The organism is Pseudomonas sp. IT-P258 (genome assembly GCF_949767825.1).
Classification (GTDB): Bacteria; Pseudomonadota; Gammaproteobacteria; order Pseudomonadales; family Pseudomonadaceae; genus Aquipseudomonas; species Aquipseudomonas monachiensis.
The window spans coordinates 237778-256840 of sequence record NZ_CATKPU010000021.1 but is presented as its reverse complement, the minus strand read 5'-3'; the positions used below and the strand labels follow the sequence as shown (position 1 = coordinate 256840).

Here is a 19063-nt window from a genome sequence, read left to right as displayed (position 1 = left end):
TTCCTTATGTCAGAAATTTCTGCAGCAAGTCGTTGAGGAAGAGTTGTCCGCGTTCGGTGGCTACCAGACGTGACGGTTCGACCTGCAACAGGCCGCTTTGTTCGGCTTCGCGGCGGCCTTCAGCAAGGCTTTCCAGTGTCATGCCGGTGCGTTCCGGGTACAGCCGTGATTCGACGCCTTTAGTCAGGCGCAGCGCGTTCATCAGGAATTCGAACGGCATTTCATCGTTGCCCAGCGCTTTCTCGCCGGCCTGGAAGTTTTTTGCCGGATTCAGGTAATCCTTCGGCAGGCGGGTCTTCCAGGTGCGAATGATGCGCCCGTCCGGATGGCTGAGCTTGCCATGGGCGCCGGCGCCGATGCCAATGAAGTCGCCAAAACTCCAGTAATTGAGGTTGTGCCGTGCCGGGCGACCGGGCAGGGCGTAGGCCGAGACTTCGTATTGCGCGTAACCGTGTTCAGCCAGCAGCGCTTGCCCGGCTTCCTGGATGTCCCACAGCGTGTCGTCTTCCGGCAGCGTCGGCGGCTGGTTCCAGAACACCGTGTTCGGTTCCAGGGTCAGTTGATACCACGACAGGTGTGTCGGCTTCAGGGCGATGGCTGTGCGCAGGTCGGCCAAGGCATCGTCCAGGGACTGATTGGGCAAGCCATGCATCAAGTCCAGGTTGAAGTTGTCGAACCCGGCCTGCCGCGCCATGCCAGCGGCGCGTACGGCTTCGTCGCCGTTGTGGATGCGGCCCAAAGCCTGAAGCTTTTCTTGCTGGAAGCTCTGGATGCCGATCGACAGGCGATTGATCCCCAGTTTCCGGTACGCGACGAACTTGTCTTGCTCGAAGGTCCCCGGATTGGCTTCCAGCGTGATTTCGATGTCGCTGGCAAACGGGATGCGTTGTTCGATGCCTTTGAGCAAGCGACCCAGCGAATCAGCACTGAACAGGCTTGGCGTGCCGCCACCAAAGAAAATCGAGCTCAGCTCACGACCATAAACGGCGTGCAGGTCCTGGTCGAGATCGGCCAGCAATGCGTCGACGTACTCTTCTTCCGGCAACACAGGGCTGGCGGTGTGGGAGTTGAAGTCGCAATAAGGGCATTTGCGCACGCACCACGGGATGTGGATATACAGCGCCAGTGGCGGCAGCACAGGCAGGGCTGCCCGAGGCGATTGAGCATCGCCGCCGAAGATCAGCGGCGACGCGGATGATTCACGGGTCATTTCAAGCCCAGACGCTGGCGCAGCAGATCCATTGCACGGGCGCGGTGGCTGATCTGGTTCTTGTCGCCCGGGCTCAGCTCGGCGCTGGAGCAATCGCGCTCCGGCACCCAGAACAGCGGGTCGTAGCCAAAGCCGTGTTCGCCGCTGGCCTGGGTCAGGATTCGCCCGTGCCACAAACCTTCGCAGAGAATCGGCAATGGATCATCGGCGTGGCGCACCAGTGCCAGCACGCACACGAACTGCGCACCGCGCTCGGCTTCAGGCACGTCTTTCAATGCGTCGAGCAGCTTGGCGTTGTTCGCCGCATCGCCCTTGCCGTCGGCATAACGCGCCGAGTAGATGCCTGGCGCGCCGCCAAGGAAATCCACCGCCAGCCCGGAATCGTCGGCCAACGCCGGCAGGCCGGAAATGCGCGCGGCATTGCGGGCCTTGAGGATGGCGTTTTCGACGAACGACAAACCAGTCTCTTCGGGCTCGACACTGCTGAACTCGCCGATTGAGCGCAGATGCACCGACTCGCCGAGCATGGCCTGGAGTTCCTTGAGTTTGCCGGCGTTATGGCTGGCCAGTACGAGTTGCGTGAAGTTGATCATTGGCCAGGGAAGAGCTCTTGGTTGAAATTGATGGTGTTTATCTTGTCGCCGGTCTGCACCTTGATGTTGAAGGTGCGGACTTCCTGCTGGGGTACCGGGTATTGGGCGATGTAGTAGATCGCTCCTTGCTCGGTGACCTGCTTGAAGTTCAGTGTATAGCTTTGGCTGGTCAGGTCTTTGACGGTGCCGCTGACCTCGGCCGTCATCGGCGTGCCGGCCTTGATCACCGTAATGTTGATCACGCCCTGATCCTTGCTGCGAGTCAGTTGGGCGGCCTTGGCAACGTCCGGTAGCAGGTAGGTGGAGTTGAAGGTGTTGTAGTGCACCGTCACGTCACCGAAGGTTTCCTTGCGTTCGCTCTTGATGGCGTCGGCGGCCATGGCGGTGATGCTCAGGCAGGCAGTGAGTAGAAACAACGCTAGACGACCCATGATCGTTCTCCTTGAAATAGGGTGGATCAGACTGCGACCTTGTGATCGGAAAGTCCCGGGCTGCTGACCCGGTAGATACCGATCTCACCTAACAGATTAGGCCATAGCTTGCTGGCCCACCCGTGCCGATGCTGTTGATCCACGGCAAGCCGATCAATGACCTTCGCTTCACGTTCGCGACACAAGGCTTCAAAGTCCGCGAAGGTGCAGAAGTGAATGTTCGGCGTGTTGTACCAGGTGTACGGCAGGAACTCGGAAACCGGCATGCGGCCCTTGCTCGCCAGGTACCAGCGGCAGCGCCAATGACCGAAATTCGGGAAAGTGATGATGCACTGACGGCCGACGCGCAGCATTTCCTCGAGGATCCTGTCCGGGTAGTGCACCGCTTGCAGCGCCTGGGTCATGACCACGACATCGAAACTGTTGCTGGCAAAGTTTCCCAGGCCCTTGTCCAGGTCCTGTTCGATGACGTTGATGCCCTTGGCCACGCACTCGGCGATGTTGTCGGCGTCGTTTTCCAGGCCATAACCGGTGACTTGCTTGTTATCGCGCAGCCAGGTCAGCAGTTCGCCATCGCCGCACCCGAGGTCGAGCACGCGGCTGCCGGCGGGGATCCATTCCTGGATGATTTCCAGATCAGCTCTCATGGCTTTCTCACAACGTAATGCGGTTCATGTAATTGCCGAATGCCTGCAGGTAGCGCGGGATCGGAATCAGGAAGGCGTCGTGGCCTTGCGGAGCGTCGATCTCGAGGTAGCAGACGTCCTTGCGCGCGGCCATCAGTGCGTCCACCAGCTCCCGCGAGCGGGCAGGGGAGAAGCGCCAGTCGGTGGTGAACGACATCACGCAGAACCTGGCTTTTGCACCTTCAAAGGTTTTCGCCAGGTTATCGTCGAAGTTCGCTGCCGGATCGAAGTAATCGAGCGCTTTGGTCATCAACAGGTACGTGTTGGCATCGAAGCGCCCGGAGAACTCTTCGCCCTGGTAGCGCAGGTAGCTTTCCACCTGGAACTCGACGCTGTGGAAGTCGTAGTTGAGCTTCTCGCTCTTGAGCCCGCGGCCGAATTTCTCGCCCATGGAGTCGTCGGACAGGTAGGTGATATGCCCGACCATCCGCGCCAGCATCAGGCCGCGCTTGGGGATCACGTTGTGTTCCTGGAACGAGCCGCCGTGGAATTCAGGGTCGGTGAGGATCGCCTGGCGCGCCACTTCGTTGAACGCGATGTTCTGTGCCGACAGCTTGGGCGCCGAGGCGATGGCCAGGCAATGACGGATGCGGTCTGGGTAGGTGATGCTCCATTGCATCGCCTGCATGCCGCCGAGGCTGCCGCCGATCACGGCCGCGAACTGGGCGATGCCGAGACGATCGGCCAGGCGCGCCTGGCTGTGCACCCAATCCTCGACGGTTAACACCGGGAAGTCGGCGCCGAACGGCTTGCCGGTGTCCGGGTTGATGCTGCTCGGGCCGGTGGAGCCGTTGCAGCCGCCGAGGTTGTTCAGGCTGACCACGAAGAACTTGCTGGTGTCGATCGGCTTGCCGGGACCGATGCAGCTGTCCCACCAACCGGGCTTGCGGTCGTCGACGCTGTGGTAGCCGGCGGCGTGGTGGTGACCGGACAGGGCGTGGCAGATCAGCACGGCGTTGCTCGCCGTGGCATTGAGCGTGCCGTAGGTTTCGTAAATCAGGTCATAGGCCGGAAGCGAACGGCCGCAGGCCAACGCCAGGGGTTCGCTGAAGTGCGCCACTTGCGGCGTCACCAGACCAACAGAATCGGGGGGAAAGGCAGCTGGCATCGACCCTGCTCTCATTGAAATGAGGCGTAAGTCTAAAGACCGCTGGGGTAAGCGGCAAGCAAAGGCCGGGCCTGATTTCATTCAGTAAGACTGAGGTGCACCATTCGCGAGCAAGCCCGCTCCCACAGGGGGACGCATTCCAATGTGGGAGCGGGCTTGCTCGCGAATGAGGCGACTCGGTGGATCAGGCTGGACGCACCAGATCAGGCAAGTCCGGCAGCTTCTTCGGCGAACAGATCCGCACCCGTTTCTGCCGGTTCAACTCGCCGCTGAGCAGGCTGACCTGGCTCTTGGATACGCCAAAGGCCTTGGCCAGGAACGCCATCAGATACGCGTTTGCCTTGCCCTCGACCGGCGGCGCGGTCAGGCGGATCTTCAGGCGATCGCCGTGCAGCCCGCAGAAGTCATCGCTACGGGCTGCCGGTTGCAGGTGACACTCCAGAATCAGGTCGTCACCGTCCCAGCGAAACCAGCTCACCGGGTCAGATCAACACGCGGAGGATTTCCGGCATCATGGTCATGGCGGCGAGGTTGTTGATCACCAGCATGTCGAACAGCTTGAGTGCCAGGAACGCAAAGATCGGCGACAGGTCCAGACCGCCCAGGTTCGGCAGGAACTTGCGGAACGGCGCCAGGGCCGGTTCGCAGACGTCGTTCACCAGTTCGGCGCCGGGGTTATGGCTGCCCGGGGCGACCCAGGACAGGATCACGCTGATGATCAGGGCGAAGAAGAAAATCTTCATGAACAGCGCGGTCACCCCGATGATCGACCAGATCAGCAGTTGCAGCGGGTTGCCGGTGGTGCCGTAGGTCAGCAGCAGGGTCAGGGCCATCAGCGCCAGTTGCACCAGGATCGCCAGCACCAGTGAGGACATGTCCAGGCCGAACACGCTCGGGATGATCCGGCGCAGTGGCTTGAGCAGTGGCTGAGTGGCCTTGACGATGAACTGGCAGATCGGGTTGTAGAAGTTCGCCCGCACCAGTTGCAGCACGAAGCGCATCAGCACGATCAGCAGGTACAGGCTGCCGAGGGTTTGCAGCACGTAGACCGCTGCGGTGTTCAATCCAATCATGAAAAGCTCCTTATTGACCCAGTTGTTCGGCCATCTCGGCCGAGCGATGCGCGGCAGCGCCGAGTGCTTTTTCGACCAGGGCTTCAAAGCCATTGGCCTGGAACGACTTGATTGCAGCTTCCGTGGTGCCCGCAGGCGAGGTGACGCGGCGGCGCAGCTCGGCGGCGTCGACGTCGCTGGAGACCGCCATGTGTGCGGCGCCCAGGGCGGTTTGCAGGGTCAGTTGCGCGGCGATGTCCGCCGGCAGGCCGAGCTTCACGCCGGCGGCGGTCATGGCTTCGATCAGCAGGAAGAAGTACGCCGGGCCCGAGCCGGAAACGGCGGTGACGGCATCCAGTTGCTGTTCTTCATTCAGCCATAGGGCGATGCCGACCGCGGACAGCAACTCCTGGGCCTGCTGACGTTGTTCGGCGGACACCTCGGCTGTCGCAAACAGGCCGCTCGCGCCCTGACGCACCAGCGCCGGGGTGTTGGGCATGCAGCGCACGATCGGCTGGGCGCCGAGCCAGTTGTTCATGCTGGCGCAGGTGATGCCCGCTGCAATCGAAACCACCAGTTGATCGGGCTTGAGGCTTGGGCGAATGGCTTCGCACACGGCTTTCATCGCCTGCGGCTTGACCGCCAGCACGACCACGTTGGCGCCATCGATGGCCTGGGCGTTGTCGGCAAAGGTTTCGATGCCGTGTTCAGCGCTCACGCGGGCGCGGGTTTCTTCGCCCGGATCGCTGGCGCGGATCTGCGCTGCTTCCAGACCCTTGGCCCGCAGGCCGCCGATCAGGCTGGCGGCCATGTTGCCGGCACCGATAAAGGCAATACGTGTCTTGCTCATGTCAGGTCCTTATAAAGAGAGGAGTCAGCCATTTTTCAAGGCTGACCGTAGTCGCGGGCGCCAAACAGGGCGGTGCCGATCCGCACCCAAGTGGCGCCTTGGGCGATGGCCGATTCGAGATCGTGGCTCATACCCATGGAAAGTGTGTCGAGCGGCAGGTTCAGGCTGGCTTGCAGGCTTTGCACGGCCGCGAAAGAGGCATCCTGGGCGGCGCGATCTTCAGTCGGCTCCGGAATGGCCATCAATCCGCGCAGTTTCAGGCGCGGCAGGTTACTGATGGCGTTGGCCAAGGCTGGCAGGTCGGCCGGGGTGCAGCCGGATTTGCTGGCTTCACCGCTGACATTGACCTGAATGCAGATGTTCAGGGGCGGCAGATCGGCGGGACGTTGTTCGGACAGGCGTTGTGCGATTTTCAGGCGATCCACGGAATGCACCCAGTCGAAGTGCTCGGCGATAGCGCGAGTCTTGTTCGATTGAATGGGGCCGATGAAGTGCCAGATCAAGGGCAGGTCGGCCAGTTCCAGCTGTTTGCCCAGCGCTTCCTGCAAGTAGTTCTCGCCAAAGTCGCGCAGGCCGGCAGCGTAGGCTTCACGCAGGTCCTGAGCGGGTTTGGTCTTGCTCACAGCCAGCAACCGGACGCTGTTTTCGGCGCGGTTCGCGGCAAGTGTTGCGGCATGTATGCGCGAACTAACCTGAAGAATGTTGTCTGCTATGGTGGACATCAAGAGGCGCCAGCGGTCTGAAGGTTCGCGGCATTCTACTGGAATTGAGAGGCGCTATGGATATCACTGAGCTGCTGGCATTCAGCGCCAAACAGGGGGCATCCGACCTGCACCTGTCCGCCGGCCTGCCACCGATGATTCGGGTGGATGGCGATGTGCGGCGCATCAACCTGCCGGCCATGGACCACCAGCAGGTGCAGGCGCTGATCCATGCCATCATGAATGACACCCAGCGGGCGGACTTCGAAAAGCATCTGGAAACCGATTTTTCCTTTGAAGTGCCCGGCGTGGCGCGCTTTCGGGTCAATGTGTTCAACCAGAACCGTGGCGCGGGCGCCGTGTTTCGCACCATCCCGGCGAAAGTGCAGAGCATGGACGAACTGGGCATGGGCGATGTGTTTCGCAAGATGACCGACGCTCCCCGTGGCCTGGTGCTGGTGACCGGCCCGACCGGTTCCGGCAAGTCCACCACGCTGGCAGCGATGATCGATTACCTCAATACCCATCGTCATCACCACATTCTCACCATTGAGGATCCCATCGAGTTTGTTCACGAGTCGCGCAAATGCCTGATCAATCAGCGTGAAGTCCATCGCGATACCCGTAGTTTCGCCACCGCGTTGCGTTCGGCACTCCGGGAAGACCCGGATGTGATCCTGGTGGGGGAGATGCGCGATCAGGAGACCATTCGCCTGGCGTTGACCGCAGCCGAAACCGGCCATCTGGTGTTCGGCACGCTGCACACCACGTCGGCGGCGAAAACCATCGACCGGGTGGTCGACGTGTTTCCGGGGGACGAGAAGTCGATGGTGCGTTCTATGCTCTCCGAGTCGCTGCTGGCGGTGGTATCCCAGACCCTGGTGAAGAAAATCGGCGGCGGACGCATCGCGGCACACGAGATCATGCTGGGGACATCGGCGATCCGGAACCTGATCCGTGAGGACAAGGTGGCGCAGATGTACTCGGCGATTCAGTCGGGAGGGTCGCTGGGGATGCAGACGCTGGATATGAGCCTGAAGGATCTGGTGACCAAGGGGTTGGTCAGTCGTGATCATGCGCGGGAGAAGGCGCGGTCACCGGATGGTTTTTGATGACCCTGAAAGCAAAGGGTCGCAGCCTTCGGCAGGTCCTACACAGGAATATGCGATTCCATGTAGGAGCTGCCGAAGGCTGCGAGCCTTTGATCTTGCTTCAATCAGCGCTGAACAACCCGCAACGCATTTTGTTCTTTCGGCAGAACCCGCTTGGCAACTACGTAGTGGTTTTCCCAGTACGGCTTCTTCAAGGTGTCGATGGACACCGACTTGCCGCGACGTGGCGCGTGGATGAAACGGTCGTTGCCCAGGTAAATGGCAACATGATTGACCCGACGGCTCTTGATGTTGAAGAAAATCAGGTCGCCCGGCTTCAGGTCGTCGCGATCGACTTTCTCCCCATGACCGCTGGCCATGGCGTTGGAGGTGCGTGGCAGGTCGAACGTGGCGTCGTTGAACGCGTATTTCACCAGGCCGCTGCAATCGAAGCCTTTGCTTGGGCTGCTGCCGCCCCAACGATAGGGAGTGCCAAGGACGTTCACGGCGCGGCTCAGCACGTCGCTGCTTTCCTTGGTGCCCATCGGTGGAACCAGGCCGCTTTTGCTGCTGGCCAGGCTTGGAGCGTATTTAGCGGATTTCTTGTCTTTGCTCGAAGGAGCAGAGGCATGGGATTTCGGGGTGTAACCATTAACGTTTGGAAGACGTTGCTCACGATTGGTGGCGTGGGCGGCCAGTGGCATCAAAAGGCAAATGGTTAGCCATGTCTTGAAAAATGAACGCATTAGGCAAGGCTCTTAATAAGTTAGCGCGCAACTTTATAACAGCTTTTTTCCCGCTTCCGAGGCCGTTGGTCGATTCAATAAGGGGGGCAATGGTGGCAAAAAAGCAGCAAAATGGCGCCATTGTCGGACAGGAGTCCGGTGTTACAAGGCTTTGACAGGTGCGAAGGTAGCACTTGCCATACGTCGGGTGCCTGTAAAAAAGTCACAAAGAATTAAAGAATATTTATCTATCGTGTGAATCGAGGTCATTCATGAACCCCTATCAACAGGCTGTCCAGCAGCAAGACACCCACAGCAAAGTGATCGGTTACCTGCTGTGGATTTTCGGTTTTACCGGTGCTCACCGCTTCTATTACGGCAGGCCGGTGACCGGGACGATCTGGTTCTTCACCTTCGGCTTGCTGGGGATCGGTTGGCTGATCGACCTTTTCCTGATTCCGGCGATGGACCGAGAGGCTGACCTGCGGTTTACCGCGGGCCCGATCGAATACAACGTGGCGTGGATCCTGCTGACGTTTCTCGGGGTGTTCGGCGTTCACCGGATGTATCAGGGGAAATGGATCAGCGGGTTGCTGTACCTGGTGACCGGCGGGTTGTTCTTTCTTGGGGTGCTGTATGACTTCTGGACGTTGAATGACCAGGTTTCTGTGCGTAATGCGCAGAATCGCGGCGCCTTTTAGTCAGTTGTGGCGAGGGAGCTTGCTCCCGTTGGGTCGCGAAGCGACCCCAAAACAGGTCTGCTGCGCAGCCCAGCGGGAGCAAGCTCCCTCGCCACAGTCTTAAGCCTGGTGACTGATCCGCCCATCCACCAGGGTGTAACGCACCACGCCTGGCAGGCTGTGGCCAATGAACGGGCAGTTCTCGCCCTTGGACAACCAGGTTTCACCGGCGACGGTGGAGGCCGCAGGGTCGAACAGCACGATGTCCGCCGCGCCACCCACCGCCAGTTTGCCTGCCGGCAGACGCAAGGCCTCGGCAGGGCCGGCGCTCAGACGCTTGAGCAACGTCGGCAGGTCCAGCAAGCCGTCTTCGACCAGGGTCATTGCCAATGGCAAGAGCAGTTCAACGCTGCTGATGCCCGGCTCGGTCGCACCGAACGGTGCCAGTTTGGCGTCACGCTCATGGGGTTGGTGATGACTGGAGATGGCCGAGATCACGCCGGATTTCACCGCAGTGCGCAGGCCCTCGCGGTCGGCGCGGGTGCGTAGCGGCGGCTGGACGTGATACAGGCTGCTGAAGCCGATCAGGGCTTCGTCGGTCAGGATCAGCTGGTACAGGGCGACATCCGCGGTCACCTTCAGGCCTCGGGCCTGGGCTTGGGCGATGAGCTCCACGCCGCGGGTGCTGGTGAGCTGGCTGAAGTGTGCGCGTACGCCAGTCTGTTCAACCAGCAGCAGATCCCGGGCCAGGGCGACGGTTTCAGCGCTTTCCGGGATGCCCGGCAAGCCCAGGAAGCTGGCGGTCGGACCTTCGTGAGCCAGGCCACCTTCGGCCAGGTCGTAATCCTGGGAGTTGAAAATCACCGTCAGGTCGAAAGTCGCTGCATAGTCCAGTGCCCGGCACAGGGTGCGGGTGTTGCGGAAACTCTCCAGGCCGTTGCCGAAGGCCACGCAGCCGGCGTCGCGCAGTGCCACGAGCTCTGCCAGTTGCTCACCGTCCAGGCCTTTGCTCAGGGCGCCAATCGGGAAGACTTTGGTGTTGCCGGCCTCACGGGCGCGGTCGAGGATCAGCTCGGCCACCGCCGAGGTGTCCAGCACCGGTTTGGTCTTTGGCGGGCAGCACAGGCTGGTCACGCCGCCAGCCGCCGCCGCGCGGGTTTCGCTGACAATCGAGCCTTTGCGGCTGTAGCCCGGCTCGCGCAGGGCAACGTTGAGGTCGACCAGGCCGGGAGCGGCCACCAGGCCTTTGGCGTCGATGGTGTCGACTGCGACAAAACCGGCCGGCGCGGCGCCAAGGGCGACGATCTTGCAGGCTTCAATATGGATATCGGTGATTTGATCCAGGCCGCTGGCCGGGTCGATGACGCGTGCGCCGAGAATGCTGAGCTTCACTGAACGTTCTCCTGGTCGAATTGGCGCTGCGCAGTCTGCCCGCTCATGGCCATGGACAATACGGCCATACGAATGGCGATCCCGTAGGTCACTTGGTTGAGGATCACCGAGTGCGGGCCATCGGCCACCGCCGACTCGATTTCCACCCCACGGTTGATCGGCCCCGGGTGCATGACGATGCAATCGGGTTTGGCCCCGGCCAGGCGCGCGGTAGTCAGCCCGAACAGGCGATAGAACTCGCCTTCGCTCGGCAACAGGCCGCCGGTCATGCGTTCACGCTGCAGGCGCAGCATGATCACCACGTCGACGTCTTTGAGGCCTTCGGTCATGTCGGTGTAGACCTTCACGCCGTACTGCTCGATGCCGATCGGCAGCAAGGTTTTCGGCGCGATCACGCGGATGTCCGGGCAGCCCAGGGTTTTCAGGGCCAGCATGTTCGAGCGCGCAACCCGCGAGTGCAGGATGTCGCCGACGATGGCCACCGAAAGGTTTTCGAAGCCGCCCTTGTGCCGGCGGATGGTCAGCATGTCGAGCATGCCCTGGGTCGGGTGCGCGTGCCGGCCGTCACCGCCGTTGATGATCGCCACTTGCGGGCAGACATGTTCGGCGATGAAGTGCGCTGCGCCGGAATCACCGTGACGCACGACGAACATGTCGGCGGCCATGGCTTCCAGGTTGCGCAGGGTATCGAGCAGCGTTTCGCCCTTGCTCGCCGACGATGTCGACACGTTCAGGGTGATCACGTCCGCCGAGAGCCGCTGGGCCGCCAGTTCGAAGGTGGTGCGGGTGCGGGTCGAGTTTTCGAAGAACACGTTGCACACGGTCTTGCCGCGCAGCAACGGGACTTTCTTCACGGCCCGGGCGCCGACTTCAAGGAAGGAGTCGGCGGTGTCGAGAATTTCCGTCAACAGCTCGCGGCGCAAACCGTCGAGCGAGAGGAAGTGGCGCAACTGGCCCTGATCATTGAGTTGCAGCGGGCGCTTGGTTTCTAGAGGCGTCATCGCGATGGGGACTCTCAATAGGGCGAATTAAAGGGCGAGGTCTTGCAGTTCGAGCGCAAGCTCCGGGCCGGACAGCTTCACCCGTTCGTGGGCCGCCAGCGACAGGGTCGCGCCAACCACGTTCGGGCGGATCGGCAGTTCGCCGGCGTCCAGGTCCAGCAGACACACCAGCGTCACGCTGGCCGGGCGGCCGTAGTCGAACAGTTCGTTCATGGCGGCGCGGATGGTCCGGCCGCTCATCAGCACGTCGTCGATCAGCACCAGGTGCTGGCCTTCGATCTCGAACGGCAGCGCCGAAGGGCGAACCTGTGGGTGCAAGCCGTTCTGGCTGAAGTCGTCGCGGTAGAAGGACACGTCCAGGGTGCCGAGGGGCTCATTGCTGCCCAGCTCCTTGAGCAGGGCCTGGGCCACCCAGACACCACCGGTACGGATGCCGATGAAGCGCGGGTCGCTGATGCCTCGTTTGGCCAGATAGGCGTCAAGTCGGATCGCCATCTGGCTGATCAGTTCGGCGGGATTGGGCAGGCTCATGGTTGCTCCTTCTTTGGCCCGGGCCAGCCTGTGCGGGAGTGGCTCGGGTTGTAGCTAAGAGAGACGGACAGCGGCTCTTCAGGATTCAAACAGTGCGGTGTTTTCGTCGAGCCAGCCTTGCAGCAGCAGGGCGGCGGCGATGGCGTCGACCGGGTTGTCGCGGTAACTGCCTTTCTGGCCGCCGCGAGCCAGGCGTTCGCCCTTGGCCTCGAAGGTAGTCAGGCGTTCATCGTGGGTATAGAAGGGCAGATTGAAGCGGCCGTTCAGGCGCCGGGCGAACTTTTCCGCGCGGGCGCACATGTCACTGGGTGTGCCGTCCATATTCAACGGCAGGCCGACCACCACGGCATCGGGTTTCCACTCTTTGATGAGGGCTTCGACCTGGTTCCAGTCGGGAATGCCGTTCTGCGCCTTCAGGGTGCACAGCTCGCGGGCCTGGCCGGTAATCACCTGGCCGACCGCGACGCCGATCTGTTTGGTGCCGTAGTCAAAACCCAGAATCAGCTTCAGGGCCATCAAGCGTGCCCCGCCTGGCTGGTCAGCAGGCTGAGGTTGACGCCCAGGTGCCTGGCCGCCGCCTCCAGGCGCAACTCACTGCTGGTATTGAACAGGATGTCCGCGTCAAACGGGCAGGTCAGCCAGGCGTTTTGCGCCAGTTCGGCTTCAAGCTGCCCGGCTTCCCAACCGGCATAGCCGAGGGCAATCAGGCTTTTTGCCGGGCCGACGCCGTCAGCGATGGCGAACAGCACGTCCTGGGAGGTTGACAGGGCCAGTTCGTCTTCCAGATCAACGGTCGCCTGGAAGCTCAGGCCTTTGGGGTGAAGGACGAAACCGCGATCGGTCTGCACCGGGCCACCGATGAAGATCGGCACATGCTGGCAGAGCGCTGGCGGTTCGATTTCCGGGCGCAATTGCTCAAGGATATCGGCCAGGCTCAGATCTTGCGGACGGTTGACCACCAGCCCCATGGCGCCATTGGCCGTGTGCTCGACGATGTAGGTCAATGTGTGCGCAAAGTTCGGGTCGGCCATGTGCGGCATGGCGATCAGGAATTGATGCTTGAGGTAGCTGGGGCTGACGTTTTTCATGACCGCTAGTGTGGCGTTCGAGGGGCGAACTGACAAGCTTGAGCGAGCCAAAAGATCGTCCGAACGCGGCCCGAGCCTTCGGCAGCTCCTACAGGGGAATGTGTACATCTGTAGGAGCTGCCGAAGGCTGCGATCTTTTAATTACTGGAAAGTCGATCCCCGCGGGCAAATTTCCAGGTGCGGATGATCTCCAGCCGGTCGATATCCGACAAATCCCCGGTAAACGGTGCAAACGGCGCCGCCAGCCGCACAATCCGTTGCGCTGCCTGGTCCAGCAGCGGTTGGCCCGAAGACTCCAGCACCAGCACTTCATACAGCGAACCGTCGCGGTTGATCGACACCATCAGGCGCAAGTTACCGTAGATCTGTTTGCGCCGCGCTTCATCGGGGTAGTTGAGGTTGCCGATGCGCTCGACCTTCTTGCGCCATTCGTCCTTGTACCAGGCGCCCTTGTCGCGCATGGTCGATGCCGCGCTCAAGCGGTGGATGCGCGGGCGCTTGGCGTACAACTGTTGTTCGGCGGCCAGTTCCGCTTCGAGGCTGGCGATGTCGCTGGACAGTTGCTCGCTGTCGAAGGTCGGCGCCTGGACCTGGGGCTTGACCTCGGTCTTGGGTTCCTCGGTCTTGGCGGGGGCCTTTTTCGGCTTCGGCGCCACTGTGGTCACGGCAGCCTTGGGCGGGGCTTCCTGAATTTCAGGCTTGGCGGCCGGCGGTGGCGTGACCTTTTGCACCTTGTTGTCCTGGAACGGCGCGACCTCGGTGGTCTTGGGAATCGCCTTTTTATCCAGGGTGCCGCTGCCTTGCTGATTCTCCTGAGCCAGGAAATCGGCTTTCTCGGGCTTCTTTTCGCTCTTGAAGGTGGCGAGGGTGATTTCCAGGGTTTTGCTGATCTGCTTGGGCTCGACGACTGCAAACCCGACACCCAACAGCAAGGCCAGGTGGATCAGCGCTGCCAGAAACAGGGTAAAACCGAGGCGATCGGCCGGGCGCACGCCACGGTGGGCGAGTTCGGCAGGCAGATCGGACGGGAGTGTCATGACAAGGAAACCAACATCGCGTTTTCACAGGCCGCGCATGATAACGCAATGTTGGTTTGGCTAATCAACGTGCCTTGAGCTTCTGATCGATGGCATCCATCAGCATGCCGCCGATGTCGGTGCCAAACGCATTATCGATCTCGCGAATGCAGGTCGGGCTGGTGACGTTGATTTCGGTCAGGTGTTCGCCGATCACGTCCAGGCCAACGAACAACAGGCCTTTTTCACGCAGGGTCGGGCCGACTTGCGCGGCGATCCAGCGGTCCTTGTCGGTCAGTGGGCGCGCTTCGCCACGGCCACCGGCGGCCAGGTTGCCACGGGTTTCGCCCGCCGCGGGAATTCGCGCCAGGCAGTAATCCACGGGCTCGCCATCGATCATCAGGATGCGCTTGTCGCCATCGACGATGGCCGGCAGGTAACCCTGGATCATGATTTGCTGTTGACCATGCAGGGTCAGGGTTTCGAGGATCACCGACAGGTTCGGATGCCCTGCGGTGTGGCGGAAGATCGAAGAGCCGCCCATGCCGTCCAGCGGCTTGAGGATCACATCGCCATGATGGTCGGCGAATTCGCGCAGCACGTCAGGACGACGGCTGACGATAGTCGGCGGTGTGCACTGCGGGAACAACGTGGCAAACAGCTTTTCGTTGCAGTCACGCAGGCTTTGCGGCTTGTTGACCACCAGCACGCCAGCGCGCTCGGCCTGCTCCAGCAAATAGGTGGAGTAGACGAACTCCATGTCGAACGGCGGATCCTTGCGCATCAGGATCACGTCCAGATCGCTCAGCAGCGCGTCGCTTTCGGCGCCCAGTTCGAACCATTTTTCCGGGTTGGCGAAAACCTGCAGCGGACGCATCCGGGCCCGGGCCTGGCCTTCGCCCTGATACAGGTCGCGCTGTTCCATATAGAACAATTCCCAGCCACGCTTCTGCGCGGCCAGCAGCATGGCCAGCGAGCTATCCTTTTTATAGGAAATGCTGGCGATAGGGTCCATGACAATCCCGACGCGAACGCTCATTGGGTTTTCCTCGAAAATTGGCTACCGGATCGGTATGAAAAAAGTGGCGTCAGAGTGGCGCTGAGTGTGTTCCCGGTCAAGGAAAAACCACCTTGCGGGTCGTCCGATAGATTGGTTCTGGAGACTGTGCTAAAAAGGCTGCCATGTCGTGCCGGCCCTTGAGCATCAAGGGTTTCGAGCCGCGTTAACCGGCAAACGGACAATTTGTTTCGCAAAGGCGACGGTAGAGCATTTTATGGAACAGCACCCCAGCGCCTTGAAGGTCATGGTGATCGACGATTCGAAGACGATCCGTCGCACCGCCGAAACACTGCTCAAGAACGTGGGTTGTGAGGTCATCACGGCCATCGACGGTTTTGATGCCCTGGCCAAGATTGCCGACAACCACCCCGGCATCATCTTTGTCGACATCATGATGCCGCGCCTTGATGGCTATCAGACCTGCGCCCTGATCAAGAACAACAGCGCGTTCAAGTCCACGCCTGTGATTATGCTGTCGTCCAAGGACGGGCTGTTTGACAAGGCCAAGGGGCGCATCGTCGGCTCCGACCAGTTTTTGACCAAGCCGTTCAGCAAGGAAGAATTGCTTGATGCGATCCAGGCCCATGTTCCTGGCTTCGCCGCCGTTTTGCCGCAGTAGGACACGCACAGTGACGCTCGGCCATCGGGCCCGGCGTCGACAAGAATGGGGAAGACCATGGCACGTATTCTGATCGTCGATGATTCGCCGACCGAAATGTACAAACTGACCGGCATGCTGGAAAAGCACGGTCATGAAGTGTTGAAAGCCGAAAACGGCGCCGACGGCGTGGCCCTGGCCCGCCAGGAAAAGCCCGATGCGGTGCTGATGGACATCGTCATGCCCGGCCTCAACGGCTTCCAGGCCACCCGCCAACTGACCAAGGACCCGGAAACCGGGCACATCCCGGTGATCATCATCACCACCAAGGATCAGGAAACCGACAAGGTCTGGGGCACGCGCCAGGGTGCCAAGGACTACCTGACCAAGCCGGTCGATGAAGACACCCTGATCAAGACCCTGAATAACGTGCTGGCCGGTTGATCGTCGGGTCATGAACGAGTCGCTGACGGCTTTCGAACTGCTGCTGCAAATCGACCAGCGCTGTCGTCTGCTGGCGGCGGACCTGCCGTCCCAGCCTGCCCGGCGGGACAGCTGGAGCGGCATTGGTTTTCGCCTGGGCGAACACTGGTATGTCGCGCCCATGAGCGAAGTCAGCGAAGTCCTGCACGAGCCGCGCTCCACTCAGTTGCCGGGGGTCAAGCCTTGGGTCAAGGGTGTCGCCAACCTGCGCGGGCGTTTGTTGCCGGTCATGGATTTGTGCGGCTTCTTCGGGCACGAGCTTTCGGCGGCGCGCCGGCAGCGGCGGGTGTTGGTGGTGGAACATGAAGAGGTGTTTGCCGGGTTGCTGGTCGATGAAGTCTTCGGCCTCCAGCACTTTGCCCAGGACAGCCTGGAGCCAGTGCCGACGGACGAGTTGAAGGGCCCGGTGGCGGCGTTCGTCAAAGGCCGGTTTCAGCGCGAGCAGTGCTGGCAGGTGTTCAGCCCGTTTGCGTTGACGCAGTCTCAGGGGTTCATGAACGTCGCGGTGTAACCGGAACAACAGAGATCCAATGTGGGAGCGGCGGTGCGGCGATCCGACTTGCTCGCGAAGGCGGCAGTCCATTCGACATTGCTATTGGCTGATCTACCGCTTTCGCGAGCAAGCCCGCTCCCACAGGGTCTCGGGTAAGCGCAGAAGTTGGTTAACAGGCGAGGACCGATGATAAAAGCAAAAGCAGGCAAGCCAATGGAAGGGTCGCGCAGCCGGTCGCAGATTATCGTGCTGTTCATCGCGCTGATCGTCTTCATCATGCTGCTGTTCGCCAACTTCGCGTACCTCAACACCCAGGCTATCTACGACAAACAGTACATCGGCCACGCTGGCGAACTGCGCGTGCTGTCCCAGCGTATCGCCAAGAACGCCACCGAAGCCGCCGCCGGCAAGGCGGCCGCGTTCAAGTTGCTCAGCGATGCGCGCAACGATTTTGCCCGGCGCTGGGGTTATCTGAAGAAGGGCGACCCCGCCACCGGCCTGCCGCCGGCGCCCGCCACTGTGCGTCCAGAGATGCGCGCGGTGCAACAGGACTGGGAACGCCTGCTGAAAAACACCGACGCGATTCTGTCCAGCGAGCAAACCGTACTGTCGCTGCATCAGGTCGCCGCGACCCTGGCTGAAACCGTGCCGCAGCTGCAGGTCGAGTACGAGAAAGTCGTCGAGACTCTCCTGCAACGGGGCGCCCCGGCGGCCCAGGTGGCCATGGCCCAGCGTCAGTCGCTGCTGGCCGAGCGGATCCTCGGCGCGGTCAATACGGTGTTGGCCGGCGACGAAAATTCACAACAGGCAGCCGATGCGTTCGGACGCGACGCGACGCAGTTCGGCAAAGTGCTCAACGGCATGCTCCAGGGCGACCCTGCGCTCAAGGTCAGCCAGGTCGAAGACCGCGACGCCCGTGCTCGACTCGCGGAAATCTCCGAGCTGTTCGAGTTCGTCTCGGGCTCGGTGGACGAGATCCTCGAAACCTCGCCTGAACTGTTCAAGGTCCGCGAATCGGCCTCGAACATTTTCAGTCTGTCGCAAACCCTGCTCGACGAAGCCTCACACCTGGCCAGCGGTTTCGAAAACATGGTCGGCGGGCGTACCACCGACACCATTGGCGGTTATGTGCTGGGCTTGTTGGCGCTGGCTTCGATCATCCTGATCGGCATGGTGATGGTGCGCGAAACCAATCGTCAGTTGCGTGAAACCGCCGAGAAAAACGAGCGTAACCAGAACGCGATCATGCGTCTGCTCGACGAAATCGAAGACCTGGCCGACGGCGACCTCACAGTGACGGCCTCGGTGACCGAAGACTTTACCGGCACCATCGCCGACTCGATCAATTACTCCGTCGACCAGTTGCGCGATCTGGTCGCGACCATCAACCTCACCGCCGGCCAGGTGGCCGCCGCCGTGCAGGAAACCCAGGCGACCGCAATGCACCTGGCCCAGGCGTCGGAGCACCAGGCCCAGCAGATTTCCGAGGCCTCCATGGCGATCAACGACATGGCCGAGTCCATCGACCAGGTGTCGGCCAACGCGGCGGAATCCTCGGCGGTTGCCGAACGCTCGGTGGAAATCGCCAACAAGGGCAACGAGGTGGTGCACAACACCATCCATGGCATGGACAACATTCGCGAACAGATTCAGGACACCGCCAAACGCATCAAGCGCCTGGGCGAATCCTCACAGGAAATCGGCGACATTGTCAGCCTGATCGATGATATTGCCGATCAGACCAACATCCTGGCCCTCAACGCGGCCATCCAGGCGTCCATGGCCGGTGACGCCGGTCGCGGTTTCGCTGTGGTCGCCGATGAAGTGCAGCGCCTGGCCGAGCGGTCGTCCGCCGCCACCCGGCAGATCGAAACCCTGGTGCGGGCGATCCAGACCGATACCAACGAAGCGGTCATCTCCATGGAGCAAACGACGACCGAAGTGGTGCGTGGCGCTCGTCTGGCGCAGGATGCCGGTGTGGCCCTGGAAGAAATCGAAGGCGTCTCCAAGACACTTGCGGCGTTGATCCAGAGTATTTCCAATGCGGCGCAACAGCAGACGTCGTCGGCCGGTCAGATTTCCCTGACGATGAACGTGATCCAGCAGATCACTTCGCAGACGTCGTCGGGTTCCACCGCCACGGCTGATAGCATCGGTAACCTGGCGAAAATGGCCAGTCAGTTGCGTCGTTCGGTGTCCGGCTTCACCTTGCCGGATGCCAAGGCGCAGGTTGTGGACAAAGCTTGAACCGCCCATGGGTGTCTGAATTGTGAT

At 61.3% G+C, this 19063-nt stretch carries 23 protein-coding genes; 6 read left to right on the top strand and 17 right to left on the bottom strand.

Translation table 11 applies throughout. The features are described from left to right. Nucleotides 1-4 precede the first annotated feature (4 nt). The 9 genes from hemW to ACM6G4_RS08375 form a co-directional block, all read right to left on the bottom strand. Nucleotides 5-1210, bottom strand: a complete 1206-nt coding sequence (gene hemW, locus ACM6G4_RS08415; protein ID WP_414913464.1) for a radical SAM family heme chaperone HemW — start codon at nucleotides 1208-1210, stop codon at nucleotides 5-7. Next, nucleotides 1207-1803, bottom strand: coding sequence for an RdgB/HAM1 family non-canonical purine NTP pyrophosphatase (gene rdgB, locus ACM6G4_RS08410; protein WP_409078152.1), 597 nt, complete (start codon nucleotides 1801-1803; stop codon nucleotides 1207-1209). Before rdgB ends, hemW begins: the two co-directional genes overlap by 4 nt. Then, on the bottom strand, nucleotides 1800-2234 hold the full coding sequence (locus ACM6G4_RS08405; RefSeq protein WP_056726484.1) for a DUF4426 domain-containing protein: 435 nt from the start codon (nucleotides 2232-2234) through the stop codon (nucleotides 1800-1802). The genes rdgB and ACM6G4_RS08405 overlap by 4 nt, the downstream gene beginning before the upstream one ends. 26 nt (nucleotides 2235-2260) lie before the next feature. Continuing rightward, nucleotides 2261-2881: a methionine biosynthesis protein MetW gene (gene metW, locus ACM6G4_RS08400; protein WP_056726485.1), complete on the bottom strand. Its 621-nt coding sequence runs from the start codon at nucleotides 2879-2881 to the stop codon at nucleotides 2261-2263. 7 nt (nucleotides 2882-2888) lie between these two features. Then, complete coding sequence (gene metX, locus ACM6G4_RS08395) at nucleotides 2889-4028, bottom strand: homoserine O-succinyltransferase MetX (protein WP_056726486.1); 1140 nt, start codon at nucleotides 4026-4028, stop codon at nucleotides 2889-2891. Nucleotides 4029-4212: 184 nt separating this feature from the next. Beyond that, nucleotides 4213-4506, bottom strand: a complete 294-nt coding sequence (locus ACM6G4_RS08390; RefSeq protein ID WP_056726487.1) for a DUF167 domain-containing protein — start codon at nucleotides 4504-4506, stop codon at nucleotides 4213-4215. 4 nt (nucleotides 4507-4510) lie between these two features. After that, entirely contained in the window at nucleotides 4511-5101 is a 591-nt protein-coding gene (locus tag ACM6G4_RS08385) for a YggT family protein (RefSeq protein ID WP_056726488.1), read from the bottom strand. Nucleotides 5102-5111: 10 nt separating this feature from the next. Continuing rightward, on the bottom strand, nucleotides 5112-5930 hold the full coding sequence (gene proC / locus ACM6G4_RS08380) for a pyrroline-5-carboxylate reductase (protein WP_056726489.1): 819 nt from the start codon (nucleotides 5928-5930) through the stop codon (nucleotides 5112-5114). Nucleotides 5931-5965: 35 nt separating this feature from the next. Next, nucleotides 5966-6652, bottom strand: a complete 687-nt coding sequence (locus ACM6G4_RS08375; RefSeq protein ID WP_056726490.1) for a YggS family pyridoxal phosphate-dependent enzyme — start codon at nucleotides 6650-6652, stop codon at nucleotides 5966-5968. A gap of 56 nt (nucleotides 6653-6708) precedes the next feature. Between ACM6G4_RS08375 and ACM6G4_RS08370 the strand changes: the two genes are divergently transcribed. Continuing rightward, the gene (locus tag ACM6G4_RS08370) at nucleotides 6709-7743 is read left to right on the top strand and encodes a type IV pilus twitching motility protein PilT (protein WP_056726491.1); all 1035 of its coding nucleotides are present in this window, start codon (nucleotides 6709-6711) and stop codon (nucleotides 7741-7743) included. Nucleotides 7744-7847: 104 nt separating this feature from the next. Here the strand turns inward: ACM6G4_RS08370 and ACM6G4_RS08365 are convergent, their stop codons facing one another. Next, entirely contained in the window at nucleotides 7848-8468 is a 621-nt protein-coding gene (locus tag ACM6G4_RS08365; protein WP_056726492.1) for a C40 family peptidase, read from the bottom strand. Between the two features lie 251 nt (nucleotides 8469-8719). Between ACM6G4_RS08365 and ACM6G4_RS08360 the strand changes: the two genes are divergently transcribed. Continuing rightward, nucleotides 8720-9148 (top strand): NINE protein, encoded by a 429-nt coding sequence (locus tag ACM6G4_RS08360; protein WP_414913463.1) that lies wholly within the window; start codon nucleotides 8720-8722, stop codon nucleotides 9146-9148. 99 nt (nucleotides 9149-9247) lie between these two features. Here ACM6G4_RS08360 and ACM6G4_RS08355 read toward each other — a convergent pair whose 3' ends face one another. From ACM6G4_RS08355 to gshB, 7 genes are all read right to left on the bottom strand, one after another. Continuing rightward, complete coding sequence (locus tag ACM6G4_RS08355) at nucleotides 9248-10519, bottom strand: dihydroorotase (RefSeq protein WP_414913462.1); 1272 nt, start codon at nucleotides 10517-10519, stop codon at nucleotides 9248-9250. Beyond that, nucleotides 10516-11520, bottom strand: coding sequence for an aspartate carbamoyltransferase catalytic subunit (locus ACM6G4_RS08350; protein ID WP_056726495.1), 1005 nt, complete (start codon nucleotides 11518-11520; stop codon nucleotides 10516-10518). Before ACM6G4_RS08350 ends, ACM6G4_RS08355 begins: the two co-directional genes overlap by 4 nt. A 27-nt stretch (nucleotides 11521-11547) precedes the next feature. Then, entirely contained in the window at nucleotides 11548-12051 is a 504-nt protein-coding gene (gene pyrR / locus ACM6G4_RS08345) for a bifunctional pyr operon transcriptional regulator/uracil phosphoribosyltransferase PyrR (protein ID WP_056726496.1), read from the bottom strand. A gap of 78 nt (nucleotides 12052-12129) precedes the next feature. Further along, nucleotides 12130-12567 carry a Holliday junction resolvase RuvX gene (ruvX, locus tag ACM6G4_RS08340; RefSeq protein WP_056726497.1) on the bottom strand — a complete coding sequence of 146 codons (438 nt, stop codon included), beginning with the start codon at nucleotides 12565-12567 and terminating at the stop codon, nucleotides 12130-12132. Further along, the gene (locus ACM6G4_RS08335) at nucleotides 12567-13139 is read right to left on the bottom strand and encodes a YqgE/AlgH family protein (RefSeq protein WP_056726498.1); all 573 of its coding nucleotides are present in this window, start codon (nucleotides 13137-13139) and stop codon (nucleotides 12567-12569) included. Before ACM6G4_RS08335 ends, ruvX begins: the two co-directional genes overlap by 1 nt. 137 nt (nucleotides 13140-13276) lie before the next feature. Next, nucleotides 13277-14176 carry an energy transducer TonB gene (locus tag ACM6G4_RS08330; RefSeq protein WP_056726499.1) on the bottom strand — a complete coding sequence of 300 codons (900 nt, stop codon included), beginning with the start codon at nucleotides 14174-14176 and terminating at the stop codon, nucleotides 13277-13279. A 64-nt stretch (nucleotides 14177-14240) separates the two neighbouring features. Beyond that, entirely contained in the window at nucleotides 14241-15194 is a 954-nt protein-coding gene (gshB, locus tag ACM6G4_RS08325) for a glutathione synthase (protein ID WP_056726500.1), read from the bottom strand. 235 nt (nucleotides 15195-15429) lie between these two features. Here gshB and pilG point away from each other — a divergent pair, with 235 nt between their 5' ends. The 4 genes from pilG to ACM6G4_RS08305 all read left to right on the top strand — a co-directional run bounded on the left by pilG (nucleotide 15430) and on the right by ACM6G4_RS08305 (nucleotide 19036). Beyond that, nucleotides 15430-15834, top strand: a complete 405-nt coding sequence (pilG, locus tag ACM6G4_RS08320) for a twitching motility response regulator PilG (RefSeq protein ID WP_007987791.1) — start codon at nucleotides 15430-15432, stop codon at nucleotides 15832-15834. Nucleotides 15835-15891: 57 nt separating this feature from the next. After that, nucleotides 15892-16257 (top strand): twitching motility response regulator PilH, encoded by a 366-nt coding sequence (pilH, locus tag ACM6G4_RS08315; protein ID WP_007897961.1) that lies wholly within the window; start codon nucleotides 15892-15894, stop codon nucleotides 16255-16257. A 10-nt stretch (nucleotides 16258-16267) separates the two neighbouring features. Then, on the top strand, nucleotides 16268-16807 hold the full coding sequence (locus ACM6G4_RS08310) for a chemotaxis protein CheW (protein WP_056726501.1): 540 nt from the start codon (nucleotides 16268-16270) through the stop codon (nucleotides 16805-16807). A 168-nt stretch (nucleotides 16808-16975) separates the two neighbouring features. Further along, the gene (locus tag ACM6G4_RS08305) at nucleotides 16976-19036 is read left to right on the top strand and encodes a methyl-accepting chemotaxis protein (protein ID WP_056726502.1); all 2061 of its coding nucleotides are present in this window, start codon (nucleotides 16976-16978) and stop codon (nucleotides 19034-19036) included. Nucleotides 19037-19063: the final 27 nt, after the last annotated feature.